At 53.3% G+C, this 21,671-nt stretch carries 20 protein-coding genes; 11 read left to right on the forward strand and 9 right to left on the reverse strand.

Annotation, left to right across the window (positions count from 1 at the left end; genetic code table 11):
• The first annotated feature begins 102 nt into the window (after positions 1-102).
• Positions 103-1,920 carry an autotransporter domain-containing protein gene (locus tag OCU43_RS17660; RefSeq protein WP_175483501.1) on the forward strand — a complete coding sequence of 606 codons (1,818 nt, stop codon included), beginning with the start codon at positions 103-105 and terminating at the stop codon, positions 1,918-1,920.
• Between the two features lie 189 nt (positions 1,921-2,109).
• Here OCU43_RS17660 and OCU43_RS17665 read toward each other — a convergent pair whose 3' ends face one another.
• The 5 genes from OCU43_RS17665 to OCU43_RS17685 form a co-directional block, all read right to left on the reverse strand.
• Positions 2,110-2,901 (reverse strand): CLCA_X family protein, encoded by a 792-nt coding sequence (locus tag OCU43_RS17665; protein ID WP_091357409.1) that lies wholly within the window; start codon positions 2,899-2,901, stop codon positions 2,110-2,112.
• Between the two features lie 125 nt (positions 2,902-3,026).
• The gene (locus OCU43_RS17670) at positions 3,027-5,351 is read right to left on the reverse strand and encodes a bifunctional diguanylate cyclase/phosphodiesterase (protein WP_217647421.1); all 2,325 of its coding nucleotides are present in this window, start codon (positions 5,349-5,351) and stop codon (positions 3,027-3,029) included.
• 247 nt (positions 5,352-5,598) lie between these two features.
• On the reverse strand, positions 5,599-6,471 hold the full coding sequence (locus OCU43_RS17675; RefSeq protein WP_091357411.1) for a carbon-nitrogen hydrolase family protein: 873 nt from the start codon (positions 6,469-6,471) through the stop codon (positions 5,599-5,601).
• 67 nt (positions 6,472-6,538) lie between these two features.
• A complete protein-coding gene (locus OCU43_RS17680) occupies positions 6,539-7,126 on the reverse strand; it encodes a GNAT family N-acetyltransferase (protein WP_091357413.1) in 588 nt (195 codons plus the stop codon).
• A 6-nt stretch (positions 7,127-7,132) separates the two neighbouring features.
• A complete protein-coding gene (locus OCU43_RS17685; protein ID WP_091357416.1) occupies positions 7,133-7,540 on the reverse strand; it encodes a ketosteroid isomerase-related protein in 408 nt (135 codons plus the stop codon).
• 284 nt (positions 7,541-7,824) lie between these two features.
• Here OCU43_RS17685 and chrA point away from each other — a divergent pair, with 284 nt between their 5' ends.
• The gene (gene chrA / locus OCU43_RS17690; protein ID WP_091357417.1) at positions 7,825-9,009 is read left to right on the forward strand and encodes a chromate efflux transporter; all 1,185 of its coding nucleotides are present in this window, start codon (positions 7,825-7,827) and stop codon (positions 9,007-9,009) included.
• A 50-nt stretch (positions 9,010-9,059) separates the two neighbouring features.
• Here the strand turns inward: chrA and OCU43_RS17695 are convergent, their stop codons facing one another.
• Complete coding sequence (locus OCU43_RS17695; RefSeq protein WP_091357420.1) at positions 9,060-9,443, reverse strand: hypothetical protein; 384 nt, start codon at positions 9,441-9,443, stop codon at positions 9,060-9,062.
• 281 nt (positions 9,444-9,724) lie between these two features.
• On the reverse strand, positions 9,725-10,621 hold the full coding sequence (locus OCU43_RS17700) for a LysR family transcriptional regulator (protein ID WP_091357421.1): 897 nt from the start codon (positions 10,619-10,621) through the stop codon (positions 9,725-9,727).
• A 129-nt stretch (positions 10,622-10,750) separates the two neighbouring features.
• Between OCU43_RS17700 and OCU43_RS17705 the strand changes: the two genes are divergently transcribed.
• A complete protein-coding gene (locus OCU43_RS17705; protein ID WP_175483502.1) occupies positions 10,751-11,434 on the forward strand; it encodes a DUF4386 domain-containing protein in 684 nt (227 codons plus the stop codon).
• Between the two features lie 111 nt (positions 11,435-11,545).
• Here the strand turns inward: OCU43_RS17705 and phnX are convergent, their stop codons facing one another.
• Both phnX and OCU43_RS17715 read right to left on the reverse strand, forming a co-directional pair.
• Complete coding sequence (phnX, locus tag OCU43_RS17710) at positions 11,546-12,385, reverse strand: phosphonoacetaldehyde hydrolase (RefSeq protein ID WP_091357426.1); 840 nt, start codon at positions 12,383-12,385, stop codon at positions 11,546-11,548.
• A gap of 40 nt (positions 12,386-12,425) precedes the next feature.
• On the reverse strand, positions 12,426-13,559 hold the full coding sequence (locus OCU43_RS17715; protein ID WP_091357428.1) for a 2-aminoethylphosphonate--pyruvate transaminase: 1,134 nt from the start codon (positions 13,557-13,559) through the stop codon (positions 12,426-12,428).
• Positions 13,560-13,913: 354 nt separating this feature from the next.
• On the opposite strand from OCU43_RS17715, the gene OCU43_RS17720 reads away from it, so the two are divergent.
• The 8 genes from OCU43_RS17720 to OCU43_RS17755 all read left to right on the forward strand — a co-directional run bounded on the left by OCU43_RS17720 (position 13,914) and on the right by OCU43_RS17755 (position 21,670).
• Entirely contained in the window at positions 13,914-14,771 is an 858-nt protein-coding gene (locus tag OCU43_RS17720; RefSeq protein ID WP_245756551.1) for a MotA/TolQ/ExbB proton channel family protein, read from the forward strand.
• Positions 14,761-15,159, forward strand: coding sequence for an ExbD/TolR family protein (locus OCU43_RS17725; RefSeq protein WP_175483503.1), 399 nt, complete (start codon positions 14,761-14,763; stop codon positions 15,157-15,159). Before OCU43_RS17720 ends, OCU43_RS17725 begins: the two co-directional genes overlap by 11 nt.
• On the forward strand, positions 15,156-15,563 hold the full coding sequence (locus tag OCU43_RS17730; protein WP_091357432.1) for an ExbD/TolR family protein: 408 nt from the start codon (positions 15,156-15,158) through the stop codon (positions 15,561-15,563). Before OCU43_RS17725 ends, OCU43_RS17730 begins: the two co-directional genes overlap by 4 nt.
• A complete protein-coding gene (locus OCU43_RS17735) occupies positions 15,560-16,393 on the forward strand; it encodes an energy transducer TonB (RefSeq protein ID WP_175483504.1) in 834 nt (277 codons plus the stop codon). The genes OCU43_RS17730 and OCU43_RS17735 overlap by 4 nt, the downstream gene beginning before the upstream one ends.
• 9 nt (positions 16,394-16,402) lie before the next feature.
• Positions 16,403-18,760 (forward strand): TonB-dependent receptor, encoded by a 2,358-nt coding sequence (locus tag OCU43_RS17740; protein WP_217647422.1) that lies wholly within the window; start codon positions 16,403-16,405, stop codon positions 18,758-18,760.
• 66 nt (positions 18,761-18,826) lie between these two features.
• The gene (locus OCU43_RS17745; protein ID WP_091357436.1) at positions 18,827-19,945 is read left to right on the forward strand and encodes an alpha-hydroxy acid oxidase; all 1,119 of its coding nucleotides are present in this window, start codon (positions 18,827-18,829) and stop codon (positions 19,943-19,945) included.
• Between the two features lie 10 nt (positions 19,946-19,955).
• Complete coding sequence (locus OCU43_RS17750; protein ID WP_091357438.1) at positions 19,956-20,642, forward strand: Fe2+-dependent dioxygenase; 687 nt, start codon at positions 19,956-19,958, stop codon at positions 20,640-20,642.
• Between the two features lie 29 nt (positions 20,643-20,671).
• A complete protein-coding gene (locus OCU43_RS17755) occupies positions 20,672-21,670 on the forward strand; it encodes an extracellular solute-binding protein (RefSeq protein ID WP_091357440.1) in 999 nt (332 codons plus the stop codon).
• Position 21,671 lies beyond the last annotated feature (1 nt).

Consider the following 21,671-nt stretch of genomic DNA (forward strand, 5'->3'; position numbering starts at 1 on the left):
CCACACATTCTTGCGCTTTTTGCCATTGCGATGGAAGGTGGTTTTGCTTAAGTTCATATGTCCTTTTCTTACTCATAGAGAATAATAAGCATGGAAGGCAAAATGACTCATAAAACAGTTCTTTCCTCCCTGATAACAGTGCTAATGGCGTCTCAGATTCAGGCGGCGGATTTCAGTAATACCTACTATTTTGGCGATAGTCTCACCGACTCGGGCTCATTTCTACCGCTTCTGCAGATGGTCGACCCGACGTATACCGGGGCCGCTAAATTCACCACCAACCCAGGCCCCGTCTGGTCTGAACTGCTCGCAGGTCAGTATGGGGTAACGCTGAGCCCTGCCAACCAGGGCGGCACTAACTATGCGGAGGGCGGTGCCCGCATTAGCGGAACCCCTGGCATTGGTGCGGCACCTGCCAGTGGCGCAACACCGATTACCACACAGGTGCAAAATTACCTGAGCGCTAATGGCGGTGTTGCTGATCCCAATGCCCTGTACACACTCTGGGGTGGTGCCAATGATATCTTCTGGATCGCTGGCGGCGGGGTGCTTCCGGCTGACATCACCAGTTATATCACGACCACAACCGGTGAGCAGGTACAGGCACTAGCCGCACTGAAAGCGGCAGGGGCACGTTATCTGCTGGTGCCAACCCTTCCCGATATCGGCGCAACACCCTTTGGTGTGTCTCAGGGGGCCGCCGGTGCCGCCAGCCTGACCGCCCTTTCTGAGGGTTATAACAGTGTTTTACTGGCTACCCTGCAGGCGAGTGGTATCGAGGTGATACCGGTCGACATGTTTACGTTGCTTAACGAGGTTTCGGCGCAACCTGGGCTCTATGGTTTTGCCAATGTCACGACGCCTGCTTGCGGTGCAACGGCCTCGCTGCTCTGTGTTGAAGGTACGGGAGGGTATGCTAGCGGAACTGACCAGACATTCCTCTATGCTGACGGTGTGCATCCAACCAGTGGCGGTCACCAGATTATCAGTGATTACGTGCAGAGCATTCTCACCGCGCCGGCCTTTGCTGAAGGCATAGGCCGTGCCGTTCACTACCAACAGCTTGCCCTGATGGATGCGATTGACGGACGTCTGGCACAATCCTTTCTGCAAGCAGAAGACAGTACCGACCTCTGGGTTATCGGAGAGGGCGGTACGGGCAACGCCGAACTTGAGGGCAGCCGGGCCTCTGTCGGGGCAGGTATTACCCAACGTAATGCCGATCACAGTTTCGGCTTTGGTTTTCATGTCAGCCGTGACGATGTTGACCTGTCGGGTGGCTCTGTCGAGACGCAAGCCCGATCCTTCAGTCTGTACAGTGGCTGGCAACGTTCCCAATGGCAGTGGCAGACCAGTATTGTCGTCACCAAAGGTGACTACGACACCCGTCGTAAGGTTGATCTTGGACCAGCGACACGCACCGTTAAAGGCAGCACCGAAGGAACACAGATCAGTATGCAACTGGGCGTAAACTACCTGTTTGGCAGTGACTCCCTGAGTCATGGCCCCATTGCACGACTGGGCTATCAACTGCAGGATCTGTCTGGATTCACCGAAGAGAGCTCAACCGGCAGTGCCACGGCGATGAAATATGACAGCCAGACCCGTAATCAATTCACCGGCAGTCTGGGCTGGCAATTGCAGTCAACACAAGGGCGCTGGCAACCTTTCGCTGCGGCAGTCTGGACACAGAGTTTCGGTAACGATCCAGACCCGGTCTCAGTTGCGCTGACCAACATGCCGAACAACCGCTTTAGTCTGCCATCAGTCAGCGAGGATGACAGTTATGGTCAGATTACGCTGGGCATCAATGGCCAGATTTCACAACAAACGTCACTGAGTGGCCGCGTTGTGCAGATGGTCGCCAACAATAATAGCGAAGATACACGCCTGAGCCTGGCGCTTAACTTTAGTTTCTAAACTAAAAGGAAAAAGCGAGAGATTTATGTCGTGAAGCGTTCTGCTAACGATACACGAGAGGAGGAGGCTACGATGAGTCGGCTCCTCTCTGTGTTCTCTGTGCTCTCTGTGGTGATATTTGAGATCATTCAGTCGCTGCTATGACCAACATCTGTGCTCAGCGAAAACCCTAATACGCTTCCCTGCTCCTTAGTCAGCATTGCTGCGAATCTCCCGATTCAATGCTGCCCCCAGGCGATTAAAGTAACGCTGAAACGCCGCATTGATACGCTGCCGCTGCTCGCCTTGCGGATAGAGGCCGTGCCGGGCTTCAGCTGTCGCTTTCGTCCCGGAGACCAGAAAATTATTGGCTATAGCGGCATCCTGAACAAAGGCTTCAAATGCCCGGGCGCACAGTTCTTCAGCCTGACTGTAGTAAACCTGATTCATCTCCCTGTCGATCTTAACGGATGCCTCAAACAGCTCACTGGGGGACTCACCGTCCTCATCTAACATAATATTTTTGAAACAGGCGTACAGGTCATCATTCAATGGATGAACCACCGGCGTCGCATCTGACAACCAGGCTTTTGACGCAAACATCCCTGTCGGAGCATCAGCAAACGCCGTACCGCCCAGGTAGTGATCCAGCGCATGAAACCACTCATGGGCAATACTGCCCGGCCCGGCATTTTTAGCCAGCGAGAAGCAACGGGTGGATGGCTGATAATGCGCCGCGACACCGGGACGCCCACCAATCCCATACTGCAAAGACAGGGTGCCACGCAGGGATATCAGCGTCTCGGGACTGTTTAAGATGGTCATCAGATCAACCAGAGCATCATAAAACAGTCCGGCTGCCCTTTCCTGCTCCGGCTGCGTCACCCAGCGACCAATACCGATGGTTCTGAAATCAAAACGTTTTCTGACATCGAGAAAGGTAACGGACTGCCCCTGTCGGACAACGGGGCCATGGCGATAAAATTCACGGGATAAAGTCATAACTGCAGGAATACCATAAAAACCGCTTCCAGGAAAAAAGCACCGCTATATTGTTGATAATCTATCTGACCGATAACGGCAGGTGCCACCTTCACATAAACGACATACACCCCGTTAATCCGACGTTATTGAATGGGGCATGCTTCAACACTCTGTCGTAAACGCTGCTCAATCTCCGCTGCGGACATCGGTTTGCCGAAAAAGAACCCCTGCATCTGCTGACAATGGTGCTGTAACAAAAATGCGGACTGCTCTTTGGTTTCCACCCCTTCCGCAATCAGTTCCATTTTTAAGCTTTTGGCGATCCCAATGATCACTTCAGTGATTGCGGCATCATCCTCTCTTTCAGGGATCCCCCGGATAAAGGACTGATCGATCTTGATCTTATCGAAGGGCAGGTTTTTCAGGTAAGCCAGGCTGGAGTAGCCCGTACCAAAATCGTCTACCGAGAGTCGCACCCCCTGTTTACGCAACTCATTGAGGATGCGGACAATTCTCTGAGTATCGCGGATCAGCGCGCTTTCGGTAATTTCCAGTTCCAGGTATTCAGCCGGCAGGCGATATTGGCGAAGCGTGGCCATCACCTTATCGACAAAATCGGGCTGGCGCAGCTGCACCGCTGAAATATTCACCGCCATGGTCAGTTCTGGCAGACCGAGATCGAGCCAGTGCCGTGTCTGAAAACAGGCCTGATTTAAAACCCAGTCGCCGATGCCATTAATGATTCCGCTTTCTTCAGCTGCGGGTATAAACTGGGCCGGGGATATCTCCCCCTGTTGCGGATGGTGCCAGCGGATTAAAGCTTCGACGCCAGTAATCTGTCCACTGGCGCCGTCAACCTGCGGTTGATAGAGCAACACAAACTCCTGATGCTCCAGCGCAGTGTGCAGATTTTTATCCAGGGTAACGCGATTAAGCACCCGGGCATTCATCTCCTCAGTAAAGAAATGAAAGCCTCGGCCACCTTCAGCTTTAGCCTGATACATGGCGGTGTCCGCGTTCTTCAGCAGTGTGACAATATCGGGTCCATCCTGTGGATAAACACTGATACCGATACTCGCCGTTACCCGTAGTTCGTGCTCATTGACCTCGAAGGGTGGATCAAGCTCTTCGATCAGTCGTTGCGCCGTTTCTGCCACCTGGGTCAGGTTGGCATAACCCCGCAACAGAACGGCAAACTCATCCCCTCCCTGACGACTTATCGTATCCTGATTCGTCAGCCCTTGCCGCAAACGTTCCGCCACCTGAACCAACAGTTTGTCACCCACCGCATGACCAAGGGTGTCATTAATATCCTTGAAGTGGTCCAGATCAATAAACATCAGCACCAGATCCGCCCGGCGACCTTTTGTATCAGCCAGTGCAGTCGCCATCCGCTCTTCCAGAAGAGCCCGGTTTGGCAAGTCAGTCAGTGGATCATGTCCGGCAAGATGACGCATACGTTGCAGTGTTACTTCGTAAGCCGAGGTCATTCGTCCCGCCAGCGCCAGTGCCGAATCGTAACTGCGGAGCCAGACAATAATCCAGCCCAGCAACACCCCTCCCAGCACGACGATGCCGACAATACTCCAGACTAGCTGTTGGTGCCAGGCAGACAACTGATCGCTTTTTGTATGACCGATAATCAGATAGAGGGGATAGGGGCCGACCTTACGCACCATATAACTTCGTTCGACATTATCCACTGCAGAGATAGTCGTGTACTGGGTATCGCTGGCACCACTCGCCATAAAATCACGTAACAGAGGGCTCTTGATAGGTTTACCCAACTGGTCCTCTTTTACGGGGAAGCGGGCCAGCATGCGCGACTTTCCATCGACCAGAGTCACGCTGTACGATTTTCCCAGATTGAGAGACTCATAAAAGTTTTCGAAGAACTCGGCTCGCACAGCTGCCTGAATAAGCCCCGCAAACCCACCCTTGTCATCATTGATGCGCCGACTGACAGTAACCACCCAGTTATGGGTGATACGGGCAAACAACGGTTCAGAGATGATTAATTCGCCGTTGGGATCGGCACGATTACGTAAAAAATATTTGCGATCACTGATGGTCGCGGAATGGAGAACACCACTGGCATCGTAGATAAATCGCCCCTGAGCATCCGCCACACGAAGACTCTGAGACTCACCGATCAACGCAAGGTGAGATGCCAGTATCTGATTTATCACGGAGGGTTCCGGGCGGAGGTTTGCTGGCGTTCCGGTGAGTTTTTGCTGCACTGAGAGCAGTACTGTATCGATCTTTTTGAGGGTGGCGTCAGCCTGACTCTCTAATACCTTCACCAGGCTCGTCTGCTGAGTCAGTACCGTTTCTAACTCCCGCTCTCTGGCATGATACAGGCTAAGGGAGATCAGCACGATGTAACTGACAAAGGCAAAAACAGCAAACGCTATAATTGCCGCACGCCGCCGCCATTCAGTGCGGGAGTAACGAAGAGGCTTGTTCACAGAGACACCAACGCAGCCTAACTAAAAGAATGACCATTCTATGACATTCTCACAGTATAAAACCAGTCAGCTGTATATCCTGCTTTTTTTCACGCTAATAATTTGTTTTTAATCAAGAAAAGTGATGTTTAACCGGACCGACCCGGGCTGTTTCTGAAGCCGACCGTTCAGAGCAAATTCACTACCCCGGTACGCTTAGTGCCTCCGGTGTAAACATCTCCTTTCACTAAGGCATAAGCCTCCAGGCTCATTTCGATTTCAGCCCCTTCTGCTTGTCCCAGTCCCGATAGTTAAACACCTGCCCCTCTGCCCGTACCCGTGCGATTGATTCCAGATCCAGCCCGGCATAGATCCACTCCGCCCGGTCTGACGAGCCTTCGACCAGAATGCCGTTATCGGGAAAACCGTAATCTACCGGGGTGTAGATGCTGGCCCGACCGGTGTTGACATCAACCGCCTCTGACCAATCCGCCCGGCCAAAGGTGGGGGATTGCAGCACATAACACTGATTCTCCAGAGCACGAGCCTGACAGCCGATCCGTACCCGGTGGAAACCGGCTTCAGTATCGGTACAGCTGGGCACCAGTATCAGATTAGCCCCGGCTTCGACCTGTTGACGGGCGATCATGGGGAACTCAGAGTCGTAACAGATATTGATGCCCAGTGGGCCGATATCAGACTCTATTATTTTGATTTCACTACCTGCCGCCACCCGCCACTGTTCATTTTCGAAGCGGGTCATGATCAGTTTGTCCTGATAACCGATCAGGCCATCCGGACCATAAAGGTTAGCACGGTTGCGAAACGAGCCATCCGGTTGCTGCACAGGGAAAGAGCTCGCTAAGATCATCAGATCAAACTGCCGCGCCAGTTCGATATGCAACGCCTGCCATTGCGGATAAAGGGACTGCATCGCGTCCAGCTGACCATGAAGATCGTTGTAAACCGTTTTACCCAACAACGATGGCAGCTCCATACTGCCATATTCCGGGAACAGCAGGAGTTTCGCCCGGTTATCAGCCGCACTTCTCACCCAGTGGGTTAACTTGTCAGAAAAATCTGGCCATTGCGTAAAAAAGCCGATGTCGTACTGAGAGACTGCTACTTTGACGTTTTTCATCCACTGTTTCCGATTCTGTCTGCACAGGCTGATAGTGACTGATCGTCTGGCTCAGATCCTGTCAGGATTATAGCCGCTTCATCCAAAAGGTCATCGGCTTGGGCGATTCATGGGTTTCGCCCAACTCTTTCCAACTGAAAGTAGTGCTCAGCTCCGGGTGTTTACGGTAACCCCGTTTACGCCAGAAATCATCAAGCGGCACATAACCCGCAGGACGGGCCGGATGGTCATCAGGACGTTGTACGCCGCAAAAACAGCATAAGTCAAAGCCGCCAACGTCATGGGCATGAGCCTCCCGCTGCTGAAAAAACTCAACCCCCGCGCCCTGCCCCCGATAAGCGGAGAGCAGCACCGATTCGCCACAATAAAATACCCTGTCGAGATCAAAACCGGCCTCGATAAAGGGGCGTTGTACTTCCGGGGTTTCATGTTTCAGGGGGATACCGGTTGAAGCCCCTGACACCCTACCCCCATCAAGCGCTAACACGATGACACTGTCGGGCGCCTGAATATAGGTTTGCAGGTAACGCTCTTCGTACGCCAGATCGCCATCGTAGAGATAGGGCCAGTCGCGAAATACCCGGATGCGCAGTTGCGCCAGTTCAGGAAGATAGCGGGTTAACGCCTCACCTGAGAGTCGCTTAAATCTCAACATCGCCGATCAGCCTGACACCTGGGCGATCCAGTCTTGCAGATTGTAGTAGTTGGTCACCCTGGCAACCAGGCCATCGCGGATATCAAAGAAAGCACCAGCAGGCAGGTTATATCGCTGTCCGTTTGCTTCAGGCAGCCCCTCATCAGTCGAAAGGTATTCACCCAATACAGTGAACTCAACGGCAGCACGATCACCAGTCTCATTGGTGGTGATGGAGATATTAACGATCTCCTCTTTGTAATGGGCATTCATGCGATCCATGAACTGAGCAAAAGCGGTTTTCCCCACTTCCCGGCCCCCCTGATTGATATCATGAACCACATCATCGGTGAGCAGGGCTAAAAATGCAGACATATCCTGACGGTTAAAAGCTGCGTAGTAATCGGTTAATAGTTGTACAGTTGCCTGATTCATAATGTCCTATCCAACGTCGCCATAGATCAGCGATCTATAAAAAGTCTGCTCGCGCCATTCTAGTACACAAGCGATCTCATTCAATTACTTAAAAGGAGGTATGCCGTTTAATTGCGCTGGCTGAAGCATATTACTTGCACTGGCAAAAAACGCCTTGTCTCACAGCGACCCGGAAACCAGCCAAAACGAAAAAAGTGGCGTATCAGCCGATCACATCAATCCACTTATCGCTGTAACAATGCTGTCAGATAATGGCGCTTATTTGCTGATCTATCCGGAATATGATGAACGCTTTAACGATCTTTAAACAGTTTTTCCTGCTCGGCTGGATAAGCTTTGGCGGCCCCGCCGCTCATATTGGTTATTTTCGCACCACCTTTGTGACAAAACTCAGCTGGCTCAGCGATACCGAGTACGCTCAACTGGTCGCCCTGAGTCAGTTTCTGCCCGGACCCGGTTCCAGTCAGGTGGGCTTTGCCGTGGGTTATCACCGCGGCGGACTGATCGGCGCGTTAGCCGCCTTTACAGGATTCACCCTGCCATCGGTCCTGCTGATGCTGGCGCTGGCAGTGCTGAGCAGCTCTCTGACTGACAACGCGCTGTTTCAGGGTGTGATCCATGGCCTTAAACTGCTGGCAGTAGTAGTCGTGGCAGATGCCACCCTGGGGATGGTCAGAAGCTTCTGTCAGCGAAAGCTGACCGCAGCCATCGCGGTGATCTGCGCCTCGGTGATGCTGACCATCCCCGGTTTATGGAGCCAGATCGCTGTGCTGCTGGCGGCGGCAATGGTCGGCCTGATCGGGTTGAAACCCCACCCGGTCGATTTAGCATCAGATAGCACAGAGCGGGTTGGCAACAGGTCGGAAAAAGCCGCAGCAAAGCAAGTACATTTTTCGCTGATTCTCTTTGTAATTCTGTTAACCGGGCTGCCACTGCTGGCACCATTCAGCCCCTCGGTTCAGCTCTTTTCTGACTTTTATCAGGCCGGCAGTCTGGTATTTGGCGGTGGTCATGTGGTGCTGCCACTGCTGCAAAATATCGTCGGTGACCAGCTCAGCAGCGATAGCTTTATCACCGGTTACGCCGCTGCTCAGGCGGTGCCCGGACCGATGTTCACGCTGGCCACCTATCTGGGCTATCAGTTGCTTCCTTCGGCTCACATCACGGGAGCCCTGCTGGCCACTGCCGGCGTTTTTCTGCCTGGTTTTCTGCTGCTTCTGGGAGTGTTAAAAAACTGGCAGGTACTGGCCGCAAAGCCCATCCTGAACGGTGCAGTAAGTGGCGTTAACGCGGCAGTTGTGGGTCTGCTGCTCAGCGCACTCTATCAACCGGTCTTTATCACTGCGGTCAATAACTCTGTCGACGTTGCCCTGATGATCTGTGGTTTCTTCCTGCTGAGAACCTTAAAACTACCGATTGTGGGGTTAGTGGCGCTGGCGATCATGACCGGTATTTTGCAGCCGTTATAACAAAAAAGCCCCCATCATTACTGATGGAGGCTTTTTAAAAACAGCTTAGATTATTCAGCGGCTTTAGCAGGTGCTTTGGCCGGCGCTTTAGCAACAGGAGCAGGAGCAGCAGCTTTCTGACCAGCCGTCAGGATAGCCTGAACTTCAGCAAAGTAAGCTTTGGTGCTTTCAGTTGCAGCCAGTGCTTCAGCCTGAAGCGCTTCAAGCTTAGCCTTAGCTTCTTCAGACTTGTAAGTCACAAAAGAGGTGAAAGCTTCAACATCTTTAATTTCAGCGAAGGCTTTGAAATCAGCCTGAGCCTGAGCAATCTGTTGTTCAATCGCAGCTTTCTGAGCTTCGAATGCCTTAGTAAAGGTCGCTGTGTTTAGTTCGATCAGCTTCTGAACAGGAGCGCCAAAAGCAGAGAAGTCAGCAGCAGGAATAGTCTGGAACATGATGTATACCTATATTAGGATTTTAGTCGATGGAGTGATGGTACAGTGCGCCATGCTGCAGTGCAACAATTATCTTATGACTTATTATTAATATTCTGTTAATTACTTAAATTAAAAGAGGATATATAGATATTTATCTTTTGTGCAAATGCTAAATATTGAGTAATTACATGTTCTTAGCAGGCGTTGTCACACTTGTTTTTGCTCTGGGAAAAATGAGAATAAATGCGCGGTGATTAGCGCTGTAACGATTAACACAACTGTAATGAATCTCAGACATTTCAGCTGGACAGCATCTCGGCTAACAGATCAAACACCTTTCTGACCCGCAGGCTGGTATGCAGTTCACGATGACAGACCAGCCACAGGGGCAGCACCATCGGCGGCCCGAATGATTCAAATGCGCGTACGAACGCGGGTTCCCTATCACCGATTGGCTGAGGAAACAATCCTAATCCCAGGTGCCGTTTCACCAACTCCCATTGCAGCAGTTGTGACAGGGTTGTCACCCTGATGTTCTCAGCGGAAAGCGACCAGCCATGACCAGTGCTGTTGAGCAACTCCTGTAACCGGTGGTTCTGTTCAAAACCGATGATCTGGATATTGTTTAACTGATGGACAGAGGTAACGCCGCTATAGGGTGCCAGGTATTTTGCTGTGCCGTATAGCCAGATAGGGTCTTCCCGCAATTTGCGCACAATCAGATCCGGTTGCGTGGGACGAAAACTTCGCAGGGCGATATCCGCCTCCCGCTGTTTCAGATTAGCCACCTCATGGGACACTTGCAGATTCAGCGTGATACCCGGCAACTCGCTACGTACCCGTTCGATCACCTCAGGCAGCAGAAACACCGCTTCGAGTTCGCTCACGGCGACGGTCACCGTGCCCTGCAGGGTTTGCGACTGACCCGATGCCGCCAGTGATAAGCGGCTGGCAGCCTCGCCCATCGCCTGCACATGAGCTACCAGTCCGAGTCCGGCGTCCGTCAGCTTCAGGCCCTGCCCCACCCGCTCAAACAGTGTAACGCCTAACTCAGACTCCAGCGCCGCCACCTGTCTTCCCAGTGTCGGCTGCGTCAGCCCAAGGGCACGCGCACCGGCTGACAAAGACCCCTCTTCCACGGTGACCAGAAATGCCCGCGCTCTGTTCCAGTCAAAATTCACTGTTTTCCAGTCCACACCATTCCCCCCTACAACAACCTATACAAATATGCATAAATAGTAGACGTTTTTTGCCGATTTAGCCTGCATAAATACGCAGATAAACTGATCCCAACATTAAATATTCCCTTAAATTGGATCATGACAATGAACACCGTAAACGAAATCCGTCTGGCTCGTCTGGCGGGCTGCCTCTATCTGCTGCTGATTCCGATGGGGGTATTTGGCATTATGTATATCCCGGAGTTTATTACGGTTGCCGGCGATAACAGCGCAACGCTCGCGAATCTTACCGATCACGCAACCACAATACGGCTGAGCATTCTCTGCGCTTTCGCGATTCAGCTTACCCAGCTGTTTCTGGTGATCGCACTCTATTATCTGCTGCGTCCTTATGGCGTGATCGCTGCCCGGTTTATGGTGCTGTTCACACTGGTCACCATCCCCATTGCGCTGCTCAATGAACTCAGCCATATCACCGCGCTGCTGCTACCTGAGTCCGACCTGCTCCGTGGAGTATTCAACCCACAACAACTGAATGCGCTCACCCTGTTCCTGCTGGAGCTACACCGGCAGGGTATCATGATCGCGCATATCTTCTGGGGACTGTGGTTAATACCGATGGGCTATCTGGTGTACCGCTGCGGGTTCCTGCCAAAAATCATCGGCGTGTTACTGATTATTGCCGGGATCGGTTACTGCCTCGACACGGTCACATTCTTCGCGTTTGCCACTGACCGTTATCTGATCGCCCAATATACCTTTCCCGGAGAAGTGCTACTGCCGCTAACGCTGCTATGGCGAGCTTATAAAGCGAAACAAACAGTGTAATACATCTTTTCTCAGTGATCTCTGTGTCCTCTGTGGTAATCATCTCTTCCGATTTTTACCTAAAAGCGATAAACCACAGAGAACACTGAGGACACCGAGAAAAAGCAGAGATCAGGGCTTTTCTCCGGCCACCAGACGGATTTCGATCTCTTCCAGCACCGGAATCAGATCAGCGATGCTGTCGATCACATAGTGGGCACCGGCACGGTTGAAGCGGTCATAGGCTTTAGTACGCAACGTCTCCCGCTGGTCTTCAGTGAGTGCACTCCACTGTTCCAGACTCATACCCACTTCGTTGCCGCTGATCGCCACGCCAACCGTCCACATACCGGCGTTCAGGCCTTCATCGATACCGGTAAGGGTATCGTCGATCTTGACGCAAGCGGCGAGATTTTTTACTCCCAGTTCAATCGCGTTCATCATCGCCATATAGGGATAGGGACGGCCTTTAGGCACCTGTGTAGCACAGACATTCGACTGTGGTGAATAGCCCTGCTCCGAAGCACGCGCCAGCAAGCCCTCAATCATAATATCGGCATAGCCGGTATTGGCTCCGATCTTGATGCCATGCGTTTCAGCCCAGGCGACAACCTCTGTCAGCCCGGGAATCAGCACTGCGGTTTCGGCAATGGCGGCGATCTGCAGAGGCACAAACTCGTTATACATACGGTCGATATCGGCTTCCGTCGGTATTTCGCCCTTCGCCTCAAGCCAGGCCGCGCGGATACGCGGATGGTTACACAGCTGGCGGATATGTTCCCGTTTCTCGGTGCCCATCGGTCCCCGGGCTTCAGTTTCAGAGATGGGCACGCCCTGACAGGCAAACAGCCCCTGAAATGCACGAATCGGTGCCATCGAACCAAAGTCGACGGTAGTGCCTGCCCAATCCATAATAATCGCTTGTAAAGACCTTGCGTCTGTTCCGCTATATTGACCTTCGTAACGGTGCATTGTTCTCTCCCGGCAGTCATTTCGACCCGCCAACATCAAGTTAAGGGTTTGGATTGCCATCATCGATCTGCATCTCATCGAGCACCGCAGACACTGCCTCCAGCAGACCATCGATCTGCTCATCAAACAGCTGGCCAATGCAGCCCAGCCGGAAACTTTCGGCCTGGGTCAGTTTGCCCGGATAGATAATGTAGTGACGGGCTTTTAGCAGATCGTAGAAACGCTGAAAGCTGAAATTTGTATGCCCTGGTGCAAAAAAGGTGACAATGATGGGGGATAACCATTCATCCGCCAGCAGGGTTTTAAATCCAAGCTGGCGCATCCCCGCCACCAGCCGTTGCTGATTACGCCGATAGCGGACAAAACGACCAGCAACGCCACCCTCCTGCTGGTGCTCTTTCAACGCCTGAATAAAGGCCGCTACCACATGCGTTGGCGGAGTAAAGCGCCACTGACCTGTTTTCTCCAGATACTGCCACTGATCGTACAGGTCCAGACTCAGCGAGTGCGCATGGGTGGCACAGTGCTGAAGCACCGTTTTACGGATCAGCGCAAAACCAAACCCTGGCACCCCTTCAAAACATTTATTGGCGGAGGAGATAATGGCGTCGAAGCGAACCCGGCTGCTATGGATGTCGATTGCGCCAAAGGCACTCATCGAGTCGATGATCAGTCCCCGGCCATGCTGCTCAACCACTTCAGCGATCTCCGCGACAGGATTAAGAATGCCCGAACTGGTTTCACAGTGCACCAGCAATACATGGGTTATCCCCCGGTCCTGCTCAAGAATAGCGGCCACCTCTGCCCCACGGGGAGGTTCATAATCGCCTTTATCCAGAACAACATAGTCACGGGCCATATAGTCGAGAATTTTCGTCATCCGCTGACCATAAGCGCCATTAACCAGCACCAGCGCTTTACCCTGCCGGGGGATCAGAGTGCCCAGCGTTGCTTCTACAGCAAAGGTGCCACTGCCCTGCACCGGTACACAGACAAAGGCATCCTGATCATCAACAAAACTTATCAACTGATCACAGACCGCTTTGGTCAGCGCCCGAAAGTCACCGTCCCAGGAGCCCCAGTCGTGCAACATCGCCTGTTTAACGACCATGCTGGTGTTGATGGGACCGGGGGTTAGCAGCCAGGGCTGAGGATTCTTTTGTGGTTGATTCATATTCACTCCCGCAACATCAGAGCACTCTCTGAAGGTTTTCAACGGGCGTTATTATCGGAGATTGATCAGCACATCACAGTGAAGTTTTAGTGAAACACCATGGGTAAAACTTATACACATCATCACAATTTATAGACGATACCAACAGATTGCTTATTTTTAGGCACATTTAAAACTGGTATGGATCGCCACTGTGCCATCCATATGACCTCCCCTGAGTCAGACACGTTAGCCTGTCTCGGCAACCTTGCTGCACTTCCAATATGAATATTTTTCACAAAAGAGCTTGAAACATTAAACTTTACAAAACTATAATGCGAATCATTCTCAGTAGCATTAAGATTAAGGTTTATAATGAAAGCCTCAGACAGCCTCTCTTTTGAACAGAGCTCACCATCAGAGCTACATCCAGCCCCAAACGCTCAGGCGACCGACCCGGGGATGGTCGACATCCCGCAACAACCTGTGATCCATTCAGCAGCTGTCGATAGCATCAATGCTAATGATCTGTCCCAACAGCTAATCGACAGTGATAGTTTAAGCGCCAGTACTGATCAGCTTTTCAGGATAATTGAGATTGGTGGGCCGGTGGTCTGGATACTGATGGCACTCTCGGTGTTCTCCCTCAGCATTATCTTTATCAAGCTCTGGCAGTTTGCCGTTATTAAACCGGAAAGCTGTCGCGACATCTCCGCAAGTCTGAATAAGTGGCGCAGCCATGACCCGGCAGGAGCCATGCAAGCACTCCACTCACAACGACCGGTATCGGGAATTATCCGCTATGCGATGCAGGGTATTACACAGCAACAGGATAACCAGTTACTGCAGGAAGAGCTGTCCCGACAGGCCAGTCATCTGGTTAACCAGCTCAGGGCCTTGCTCCGGCCACTGGAAGTGATCGCCAGCCTCAGTCCCCTGCTGGGTCTGATGGGTACGGTGCTCGGAATGATTGCTGCCTTTCAGCAGATGGAAGCGGCTGGCAGCAACGTCAACCCCGCTGTCCTGTCCGGAGGGATCTGGCAGGCACTGCTAACCACCGCCGTTGGCCTGGCAGTCGCCATTCCAGTAGCAACAGCGCATAGCGTTTTAGAACGCAAGGCTGAACGCTGCGCCATGTTGATCAACGACTCTGTCACACAGGTGTTCACCTGCCCATTAGTGCAGAGTGAAGCAAAAACCGTGTCGCTGCAGGAGCATAGTCGTGCTGCTTGAGATAACACCACGGGCCTCACAGAGCATCAGCCTGACGCCATTGATCGATGTGGTGTTTATCCTGCTGCTGTTTTTTATGCTGTCTTCCACGTTTAGCAAAACCCGGCAACTGGAGCTTGAAGCCACATCGCCGGGCACCCAGAACCTGATGACAGAGGTTAACCGGTTGCTGCTACTCACTGAAAACAGAGCTGACCTGAACGGCACGATTTACACCGTGGATTCAACCACGTTCTCGCAACAACTCAGCGCCATCGCCAACGCAGATGGAGCCGTCACTCTGGCTGCACACCCCACCGTCCGGGTTCAGCAGACGATCCATATAATCGATAGCCTGCGGGCGGCGGGGATCGTACAACTTGATCTGAGCCCATCGGTGTCTGAATGAAAATTGTCGCGACTCAGCAACCTGTCTCACAGCGAAGTAACCTGGATAACAGCATGATTCCGGCGATCAACATCGTCTTTCTGTTACTGATTTTTTTCATGCTGGCAGGCCATATCGAAACCAGGGATGAGCAACTTCACATTCCCGCCTCCAGCAGTGACACTGAACTCAGCCCAGGAGAACTGGAAATTAAAGTCTCTGCCTCCGGTGACTACCGGATCAACGGCCAGAGCATCGACAAAGATCTGCAATCCACTATGGCGGAACTGAGGCTTTCTCCACAAACCGTGGTGATCTGTCATATCCATCGCGATCTGCCCTCCTCTGCGCTGGACCCCATTATTCTGGCGGTTCAGAAACATGGCATTAAAGCGCTTCAGATAGCCACAGAGCACACCTTATGATCACCCGCCGACAGATGATCTTCAGTATTACCGCCGCCACCGTTGTGCATCTGGGTGCCCTGATGATCTGGGTGGTGCCGATGGCGACCGAGGGCGCCATCGCAGAAGGCCAGGACGGGCTGCAGGTGAGTGTCGGGCTTGCAGGCAGCTTTATGGCAACACCTGAGCAGAGCAACAACACGAAACAGAGCACCGAAGACACGCAACGACCGGAACAGACCACTACAGAGGAAGCCCGGCAACAACCGACACCGCAAACCAAACCTGAACCCAAACCCAAACCCGAACCCGAACCCGAACCCGAACCCGAACCCGAACCCGAACCCGAACCCGAACCCGAACCAAAATCTGTGCCGAAGCCTGTGCCAAAAACTGAGCCGAAGCCAGCACAAAAACAACAAACAGTACCCGAGTCAGTGCCGGACCGTTCTGAAGCATCCCCTGAATCAGAACAGCGGCCCTCTCAGTCAGCAACAAGAGCAACAGGTGTGGGGGAGCGTGCAGAAACAGGTGGCAATCCCGCCGCCCGGCAGAGTTATCTGACCCGGGTCATGGCCAGAATCACACGCTTCAAACGCTATCCCCGCAGCGCCAGAAAGGATGGCGTCACCGGGGTAGTTCTCGTGAAATTCGTTATCCGGAAAAGCGGCAGGGTTGAATCCGCTGCAGTGGTTAATAGCTCCGGTGACGCTCGTCTGGATCAGGAGGCCGTAGAGATGCTGGTTCGCGCCAGCCCCTTTGCCGCAGTTCCCGATGAACTCAGCAGCGATCATTTAGAACTGACCCTTCCGGTTGAATTTTCACTTAATCCAACACGAAAACTGTTTTAAGGAACACCGATGGACAACATAACGATGGTTTCTACGCCAGCACACACCCAAAGGAAAAACAGAACGGCGGGCTTTGCCCCCGGTACTCTGGCACTGGCAATTTCAGGTGCATTAATGGCCAGCGCGGCAACCGCGGATGAAACCAGCATCGCGCTGGATAAACTGAAGATTGAAGAATCGCTGACACCGGATACCAACCCGTATGCAGTGCCCGGCGCTCCCTATCTGGCAGACCGTGTATCCGACCCACGCAGAACCCGTTCACTGGCTGAAACCCCGCAGACCATTACCGTACTGACCGCCGCTGAGATATCAGACTCTGGCCGGAGCGATCTGCGGGAGATTCTTGATGGACAGCCGGGTATTACTCTGGGGACCGGAGAAAACGGCAATGCCTTCGGTGATCGCTATATCATTCGAGGCCACGAAGCCCGCAGCGATATCTTTATCGATGGTCTGCGAGATCCGGGAATGACCGTGCGGGAGAGTTTTGCCGTAGAACAGGTGGAAATCAGCAAGGGGCCCAGCTCCTCTTTTGCCGGTCGGGGAACCACCGGCGGTGCCGTCAACTCCGCGACGAAACGGGCCAGCACCGAATATGACTTTACCAAACTGTCGGCCGGTATCGGCACCGATAACTACCACCGGCTGACCCTCGACACCAACCAGGTTATCGATTACGACACCGCACTGCGCGCCAATATTCTGGATGCCCAGGAGGATGTTCCGGAACGATCTCCCGCCGACAGAGAGCGGATCGGCGCGGCGCTGTCACTGTCCCATCAGTTTACCGATCAGTTGGAAATGACCGCCGACTATTATCACTTCGAAGGTAACGACAGTCCGGACCTTGGCACCTATATCGACCGTTCCAGCGGTAAAGTGGTCAGAAATATACCCGCCTATGTGCAGGATGAGGACTTCCTCGAGTCACAGGTGGATACGTTCACTGTACGAATGGGATATGAGATCAACCCTCAAACCCGTATCGTCAACCTGACCCGTTATGGCACCACAGATAATGGCTATATCACCACTGGTGCCAGGGGCACAACCGCCTATTCAACCCTGACCGATGCCACTAATGATGCCAATGGATATACCTCTGCAAGCCTGAGTACCCATCAGGGTTGGCAGGAAGTTGAGTACTTCGCCAACCAGCTGAACCTGCTGACAACACAGGAGATCGGCGGACTGGATCATGAGCTGGTAATCGGCGCAGAATACAGTAATCAGAGTGTGCTCAACGGTGTCTACAATACATCATCATCTGGTTCCGCCAACTGTTTCACTGTTGGCAGGAGTGGTGTGGGCGAAAGTTACTGTATCACTGATGCCGACGGTAACACCGTAGCCGGAGTCAACCATCTGATGCAACGGGATATTACCCGCGGCGATGCGGATTCCGACTGGAATGTTGAAACCCTCTCCCTGTCATTGATGGATACCGTTGATCTGACCGATAGATGGACCCTGTTTGGCGGTATCCGTCATGACTACTATGACTATAAAACCACCGCCAATTTCGACCCTGACGGACGTAGCGGGCCACTGCCCAGTGCTCCGCATGACTTCACCGATAAAGGTGGTTACTGGAATGGCCATATGGGGGCCAGTTATGACATCACCCCGCGCGCCAACATCTATGCCAGTTTCTCGACGGCAACCAACCTGAATGGCGGTGAATCGGATGTCGGCACCAGCTGCGGCTATGGCGGGATCTGCGTTGATGCCAGTGACCCACAGCTGGGTGATCCGGAACGCACCCAAAGCTGGGAGCTGGGTACCAAATGGCGTTTGCAGGATGACCGGTTACTGGCGACAGCGGCACTGTTCCAGATCACGAAAAATGATGTTATGGAACAGCCTACCGGCGACTCTTACAGCACTGAAGGCTCTTTAAACACCGGAAAAAACCGGGTTGAAGGCATTGAGCTGGGGCTGGCAGGTAATCTGACCGAACGCCTCAGCGTGCAGGCCGGGCTGGCGGTTATGAACGCCGAAGTGCTGGAATCAGTCAACGCCGACAATGTCGGTAAAACCCTGGCCAACTTTGCCGATAAATCGGCCTCACTGCTGCTGAAATACCAGGCAACACCCGCCTTTGCTCTGGGAGGCTCAGCCACCTATGAAAGCGCCCGCTATACTGGCCAGCCGGATACCGCAGCCAATGAAGACCTCGGCGTACCGGAGTATACGGTATTTGATGCCTTCGCCAGTTATCAGGTCAATCGCGATCTGAAGTTCCGTCTCAATGTCGGCAACCTGTTCAACAAAGACTACTATCTGGCCGCTTATCGCTCGGGGTCATTTACCTACATCGGCGACAAACGAAACGCACAACTCACCATGGAGTACAGTTTCTGAACCGTTGATAAAACCCATTACAGGGCAGCCATAACGGCTGCCCTGCATTCAGATCTCAGGCAAACAATGAACACTCATACAACGCCCCTTTCACCTCTGGACTACATTCCGGCAGAGATAGCCTGTGCCAGAGACTATGTATCGCTGGCTCAGACATTTATCCCCGCGGATATTCTGGCCTATATCAGCGGTGGCAGCGGCCAGGATATAACCCTGCGTAACAATGAAAAGGCATTTCATCGCTGGGCGATTACGCCGAGAGTGATGCCCGCCCCCGAAAACGCCACTACCGGAATACAACTGTTTGGCAAACAGTTCCAGCATCCACTATTGCTGGCGCCGGTTGCCTATCAGACGCTGGTGCACCCGCAGGGGGAGCTGGCCACCGCCTATGCGGCAGAATCAACCGATACCTGCATGCTGGCCAGTACACTTGCCTCGGTTACTCTGGAACGGATTGCGCAAAGAAGCACCGCTGAACGCTGGTTCCAACTCTATTTTCAACCCCGTCAGGAAGACACCAATGCGTTGATTCAGCGGGCCATTGCTGCCGGCTATCAGGCCATTGTAGTTACCCTCGATGCGGCGATACAGACCCCCAGTCTCCGTGCCGTCCGGGCGGGATTCAAGCGCCCCGAAACGGTTAAAGCCGCCAACCTGGTTGACCCGGTTTCTGACACGCCCCGGCAACACAACAGCAGTGAAAGCCGGATATTTCGCAGCCGTCGGGATAACGCTCCCACACTGCAACAATTGCAGCAACTGATCGATGAGAGTCCGGTACCAGTGATTATCAAAGGTGTATTACATCCTGAGGATGCCGGGCAACTGCAACAATCAGGTGCTGCCGCGATGATCGTCTCCAACCATGGTGGACGTACCCTGGACGGGGCGCCAGCCAGCCTCTCAGTATTGCCGGCTATACGCGCGATGGTGGGGGATCAGTATCCGCTGTTATTCGACAGTGGTATCCGCAGCGGCAGCGATGTTTTTAAAGCGATCGCCCTGGGCGCAGATGCGGTACTGATCGGTCGCCTGCAACTCTATGCCCTCAGCGTCGCGGGGGCATTAGGTGTAGCCCACATGATCAAACTGCTGCGCGAAGAGCTGGAACTCTGCATGGCGATGAGCGGTTGCGCCGCCCTTGCCGATATCAGGGCCACAGAACTGCAGAAACCCTTTTAAGGAGGTTCACATGCTGATCACAATTGCCAAAGTATTACAGGCCAACGAAGTACAACAGTTCAGAGAGCACCTTGACCGTGCAGACTGGCAAAGCGGCGCCAATACCGCCGGTTCACTCGCCAGAAACGTAAAGCATAACCAGCAACTGGACGATAGTCAGGAACCCGCCATCAGTCTGGGGCACCATATTCTCAGGACCCTGTCCTGCCATCCGGCCTTCATCTCTGCGGCCCTGCCCGACCGGATCTACCCCCCCAAATTTAACCGCTACAGCGAAAATGAAACCTATGGAGCACATATTGATGGTTCGCTGATGCAGATCCCCACAACCCATCTGACATTGCGGACCGACCTGTCCGCCACCCTGTTTCTGACGGAGCCAGATGAATATAAGGGCGGTGAACTGACCATTGAGACACAGTATGGACCGCAAAGGGTCAAACTTCCGGCCGGCGATATGGTGCTCTATCCATCCACCAGCCTGCACTCGGTATCACCGGTATCAGCCGGAGTACGGATAGCCTCTTTTTTCTGGATTCAGAGCATGGTCAGAGATATCCAGCAGCGCGAAATGCTGTTTAATCTGGACAGCTCAGTACAGGCACTCACCGCCGAACTGGGGGCAACCCACCCTGAAACGGTCCGTTTAAGCGGTCTTTACCACAACCTGCTTCGTCAGTGGGCAACCCCTTCCTGACGCTGTTTTTCTGTAAAGGTGAACGATCCATGAAATATCTGTTGTGCGCTCTCAGCCTGATACTGACACTAACACTGTTTTCCCCGGCACAGGCAGCCGAACTACTGGTATATTCGACAAAAAATGCCAGCTACCTAAAACCACTTTTTGATCAGTACTCCCGCGAAACCGGGAATACGGTAAGCTATCTGGTGGCGCCCGCCAGCACTCTGATCGCCCGTCTGGAAGCGGAAGGGGTCAACAGTCAGGCAGACCTGTTATTAACCACCGGTGCCGCCAGTCTCTGGCTGGCAGCGCATAAAGGTCTGACAGCGCCGGTAGCCTCGACCACGCTGGAAGACAATATTCCCGGGCACCTGCGATCTCCTGACAACCATTGGTTTGGCTTTGCCAAACGCACTCAGACACTGATCTACAACAGTGCCAGTCTGAACAAAGCCGAGCTGCAGGGCTATGCTGATCTGGCGGATAAACGCTGGCAGGGCAACCTCTGCCTGCGGACATCACAACAACCCTATACCCAATCCCTGGTGGCGATGCTGATTAACCGGGAGGGGGAACAGAAAACCCTGGCCATGCTGCAGGGCTGGGTCGATAACCTGGCGGTACGCCCGTTTGCAGAGGATGCACAGATATTCCCGGCGATGGAGCAGCAGATCTGCGATGTCAGTATCGTCAACGCCTACTACTTCGCCCGCTATCAGCATCAACACCCTGACACCCCTCTGAAACTGTTCTGGGCCGATCAGGATAGCAGCGGCGTCCATGTGGATATCACCGGTGCAGCGGTCACCGCCCATGCCCCGCACAGAGAACAGGCTATCGACCTGCTGGAATGGCTGACCACAAAACCGGCGCAGGCATTGTACGCCGGGCTGAGTCTGGAGTACCCGGTAAACAGACAGGTCTATCCTGTGCGCGAAGTCGGCCGGCGGGGCCGTTTTATCGAAGACCCGGCCAACCTGTCAGCCAGCGGAGCCAACCGGGAACGGGCTATCGTGTTGTTACAGCAGGCGGGATACCGCTAGC

It is taken from the genome of Amphritea atlantica (assembly GCF_024347255.1).
Classification (GTDB): domain Bacteria; phylum Pseudomonadota; class Gammaproteobacteria; order Pseudomonadales; family Balneatricaceae; genus Amphritea; species Amphritea atlantica.

Coding starts and splice junctions, on each gene's coding strand:
- OCU43_RS17660 (WP_175483501.1), top strand. CDS start 103: ATGACTCATAAAACAGTTCTTTCCTCCCTGATAACAGTGCTAATGGCG.
- OCU43_RS17665 (WP_091357409.1), bottom strand. CDS start 2,901: ATGACTTTATCCCGTGAATTTTATCGCCATGGCCCCGTTGTCCGACAG.
- OCU43_RS17675 (WP_091357411.1), bottom strand. CDS start 6,471: ATGAAAAACGTCAAAGTAGCAGTCTCTCAGTACGACATCGGCTTTTTT.
- OCU43_RS17680 (WP_091357413.1), bottom strand. CDS start 7,126: ATGTTGAGATTTAAGCGACTCTCAGGTGAGGCGTTAACCCGCTATCTT.
- OCU43_RS17685 (WP_091357416.1), bottom strand. CDS start 7,540: ATGAATCAGGCAACTGTACAACTATTAACCGATTACTACGCAGCTTTT.
- chrA (WP_091357417.1), top strand. CDS start 7,825: ATGAACGCTTTAACGATCTTTAAACAGTTTTTCCTGCTCGGCTGGATA.
- OCU43_RS17695 (WP_091357420.1), bottom strand. CDS start 9,443: ATGTTCCAGACTATTCCTGCTGCTGACTTCTCTGCTTTTGGCGCTCCT.
- OCU43_RS17705 (WP_175483502.1), top strand. CDS start 10,751: ATGAACACCGTAAACGAAATCCGTCTGGCTCGTCTGGCGGGCTGCCTC.
- phnX (WP_091357426.1), bottom strand. CDS start 12,385: ATGCACCGTTACGAAGGTCAATATAGCGGAACAGACGCAAGGTCTTTA.
- OCU43_RS17715 (WP_091357428.1), bottom strand. CDS start 13,559: ATGAATCAACCACAAAAGAATCCTCAGCCCTGGCTGCTAACCCCCGGT.
- OCU43_RS17720 (WP_245756551.1), top strand. CDS start 13,914: ATGAAAGCCTCAGACAGCCTCTCTTTTGAACAGAGCTCACCATCAGAG.
- OCU43_RS17730 (WP_091357432.1), top strand. CDS start 15,156: ATGAAAATTGTCGCGACTCAGCAACCTGTCTCACAGCGAAGTAACCTG.
- OCU43_RS17735 (WP_175483504.1), top strand. CDS start 15,560: ATGATCACCCGCCGACAGATGATCTTCAGTATTACCGCCGCCACCGTT.
- OCU43_RS17740 (WP_217647422.1), top strand. CDS start 16,403: ATGGACAACATAACGATGGTTTCTACGCCAGCACACACCCAAAGGAAA.
- OCU43_RS17745 (WP_091357436.1), top strand. CDS start 18,827: ATGAACACTCATACAACGCCCCTTTCACCTCTGGACTACATTCCGGCA.
- OCU43_RS17750 (WP_091357438.1), top strand. CDS start 19,956: ATGCTGATCACAATTGCCAAAGTATTACAGGCCAACGAAGTACAACAG.
- OCU43_RS17755 (WP_091357440.1), top strand. CDS start 20,672: ATGAAATATCTGTTGTGCGCTCTCAGCCTGATACTGACACTAACACTG.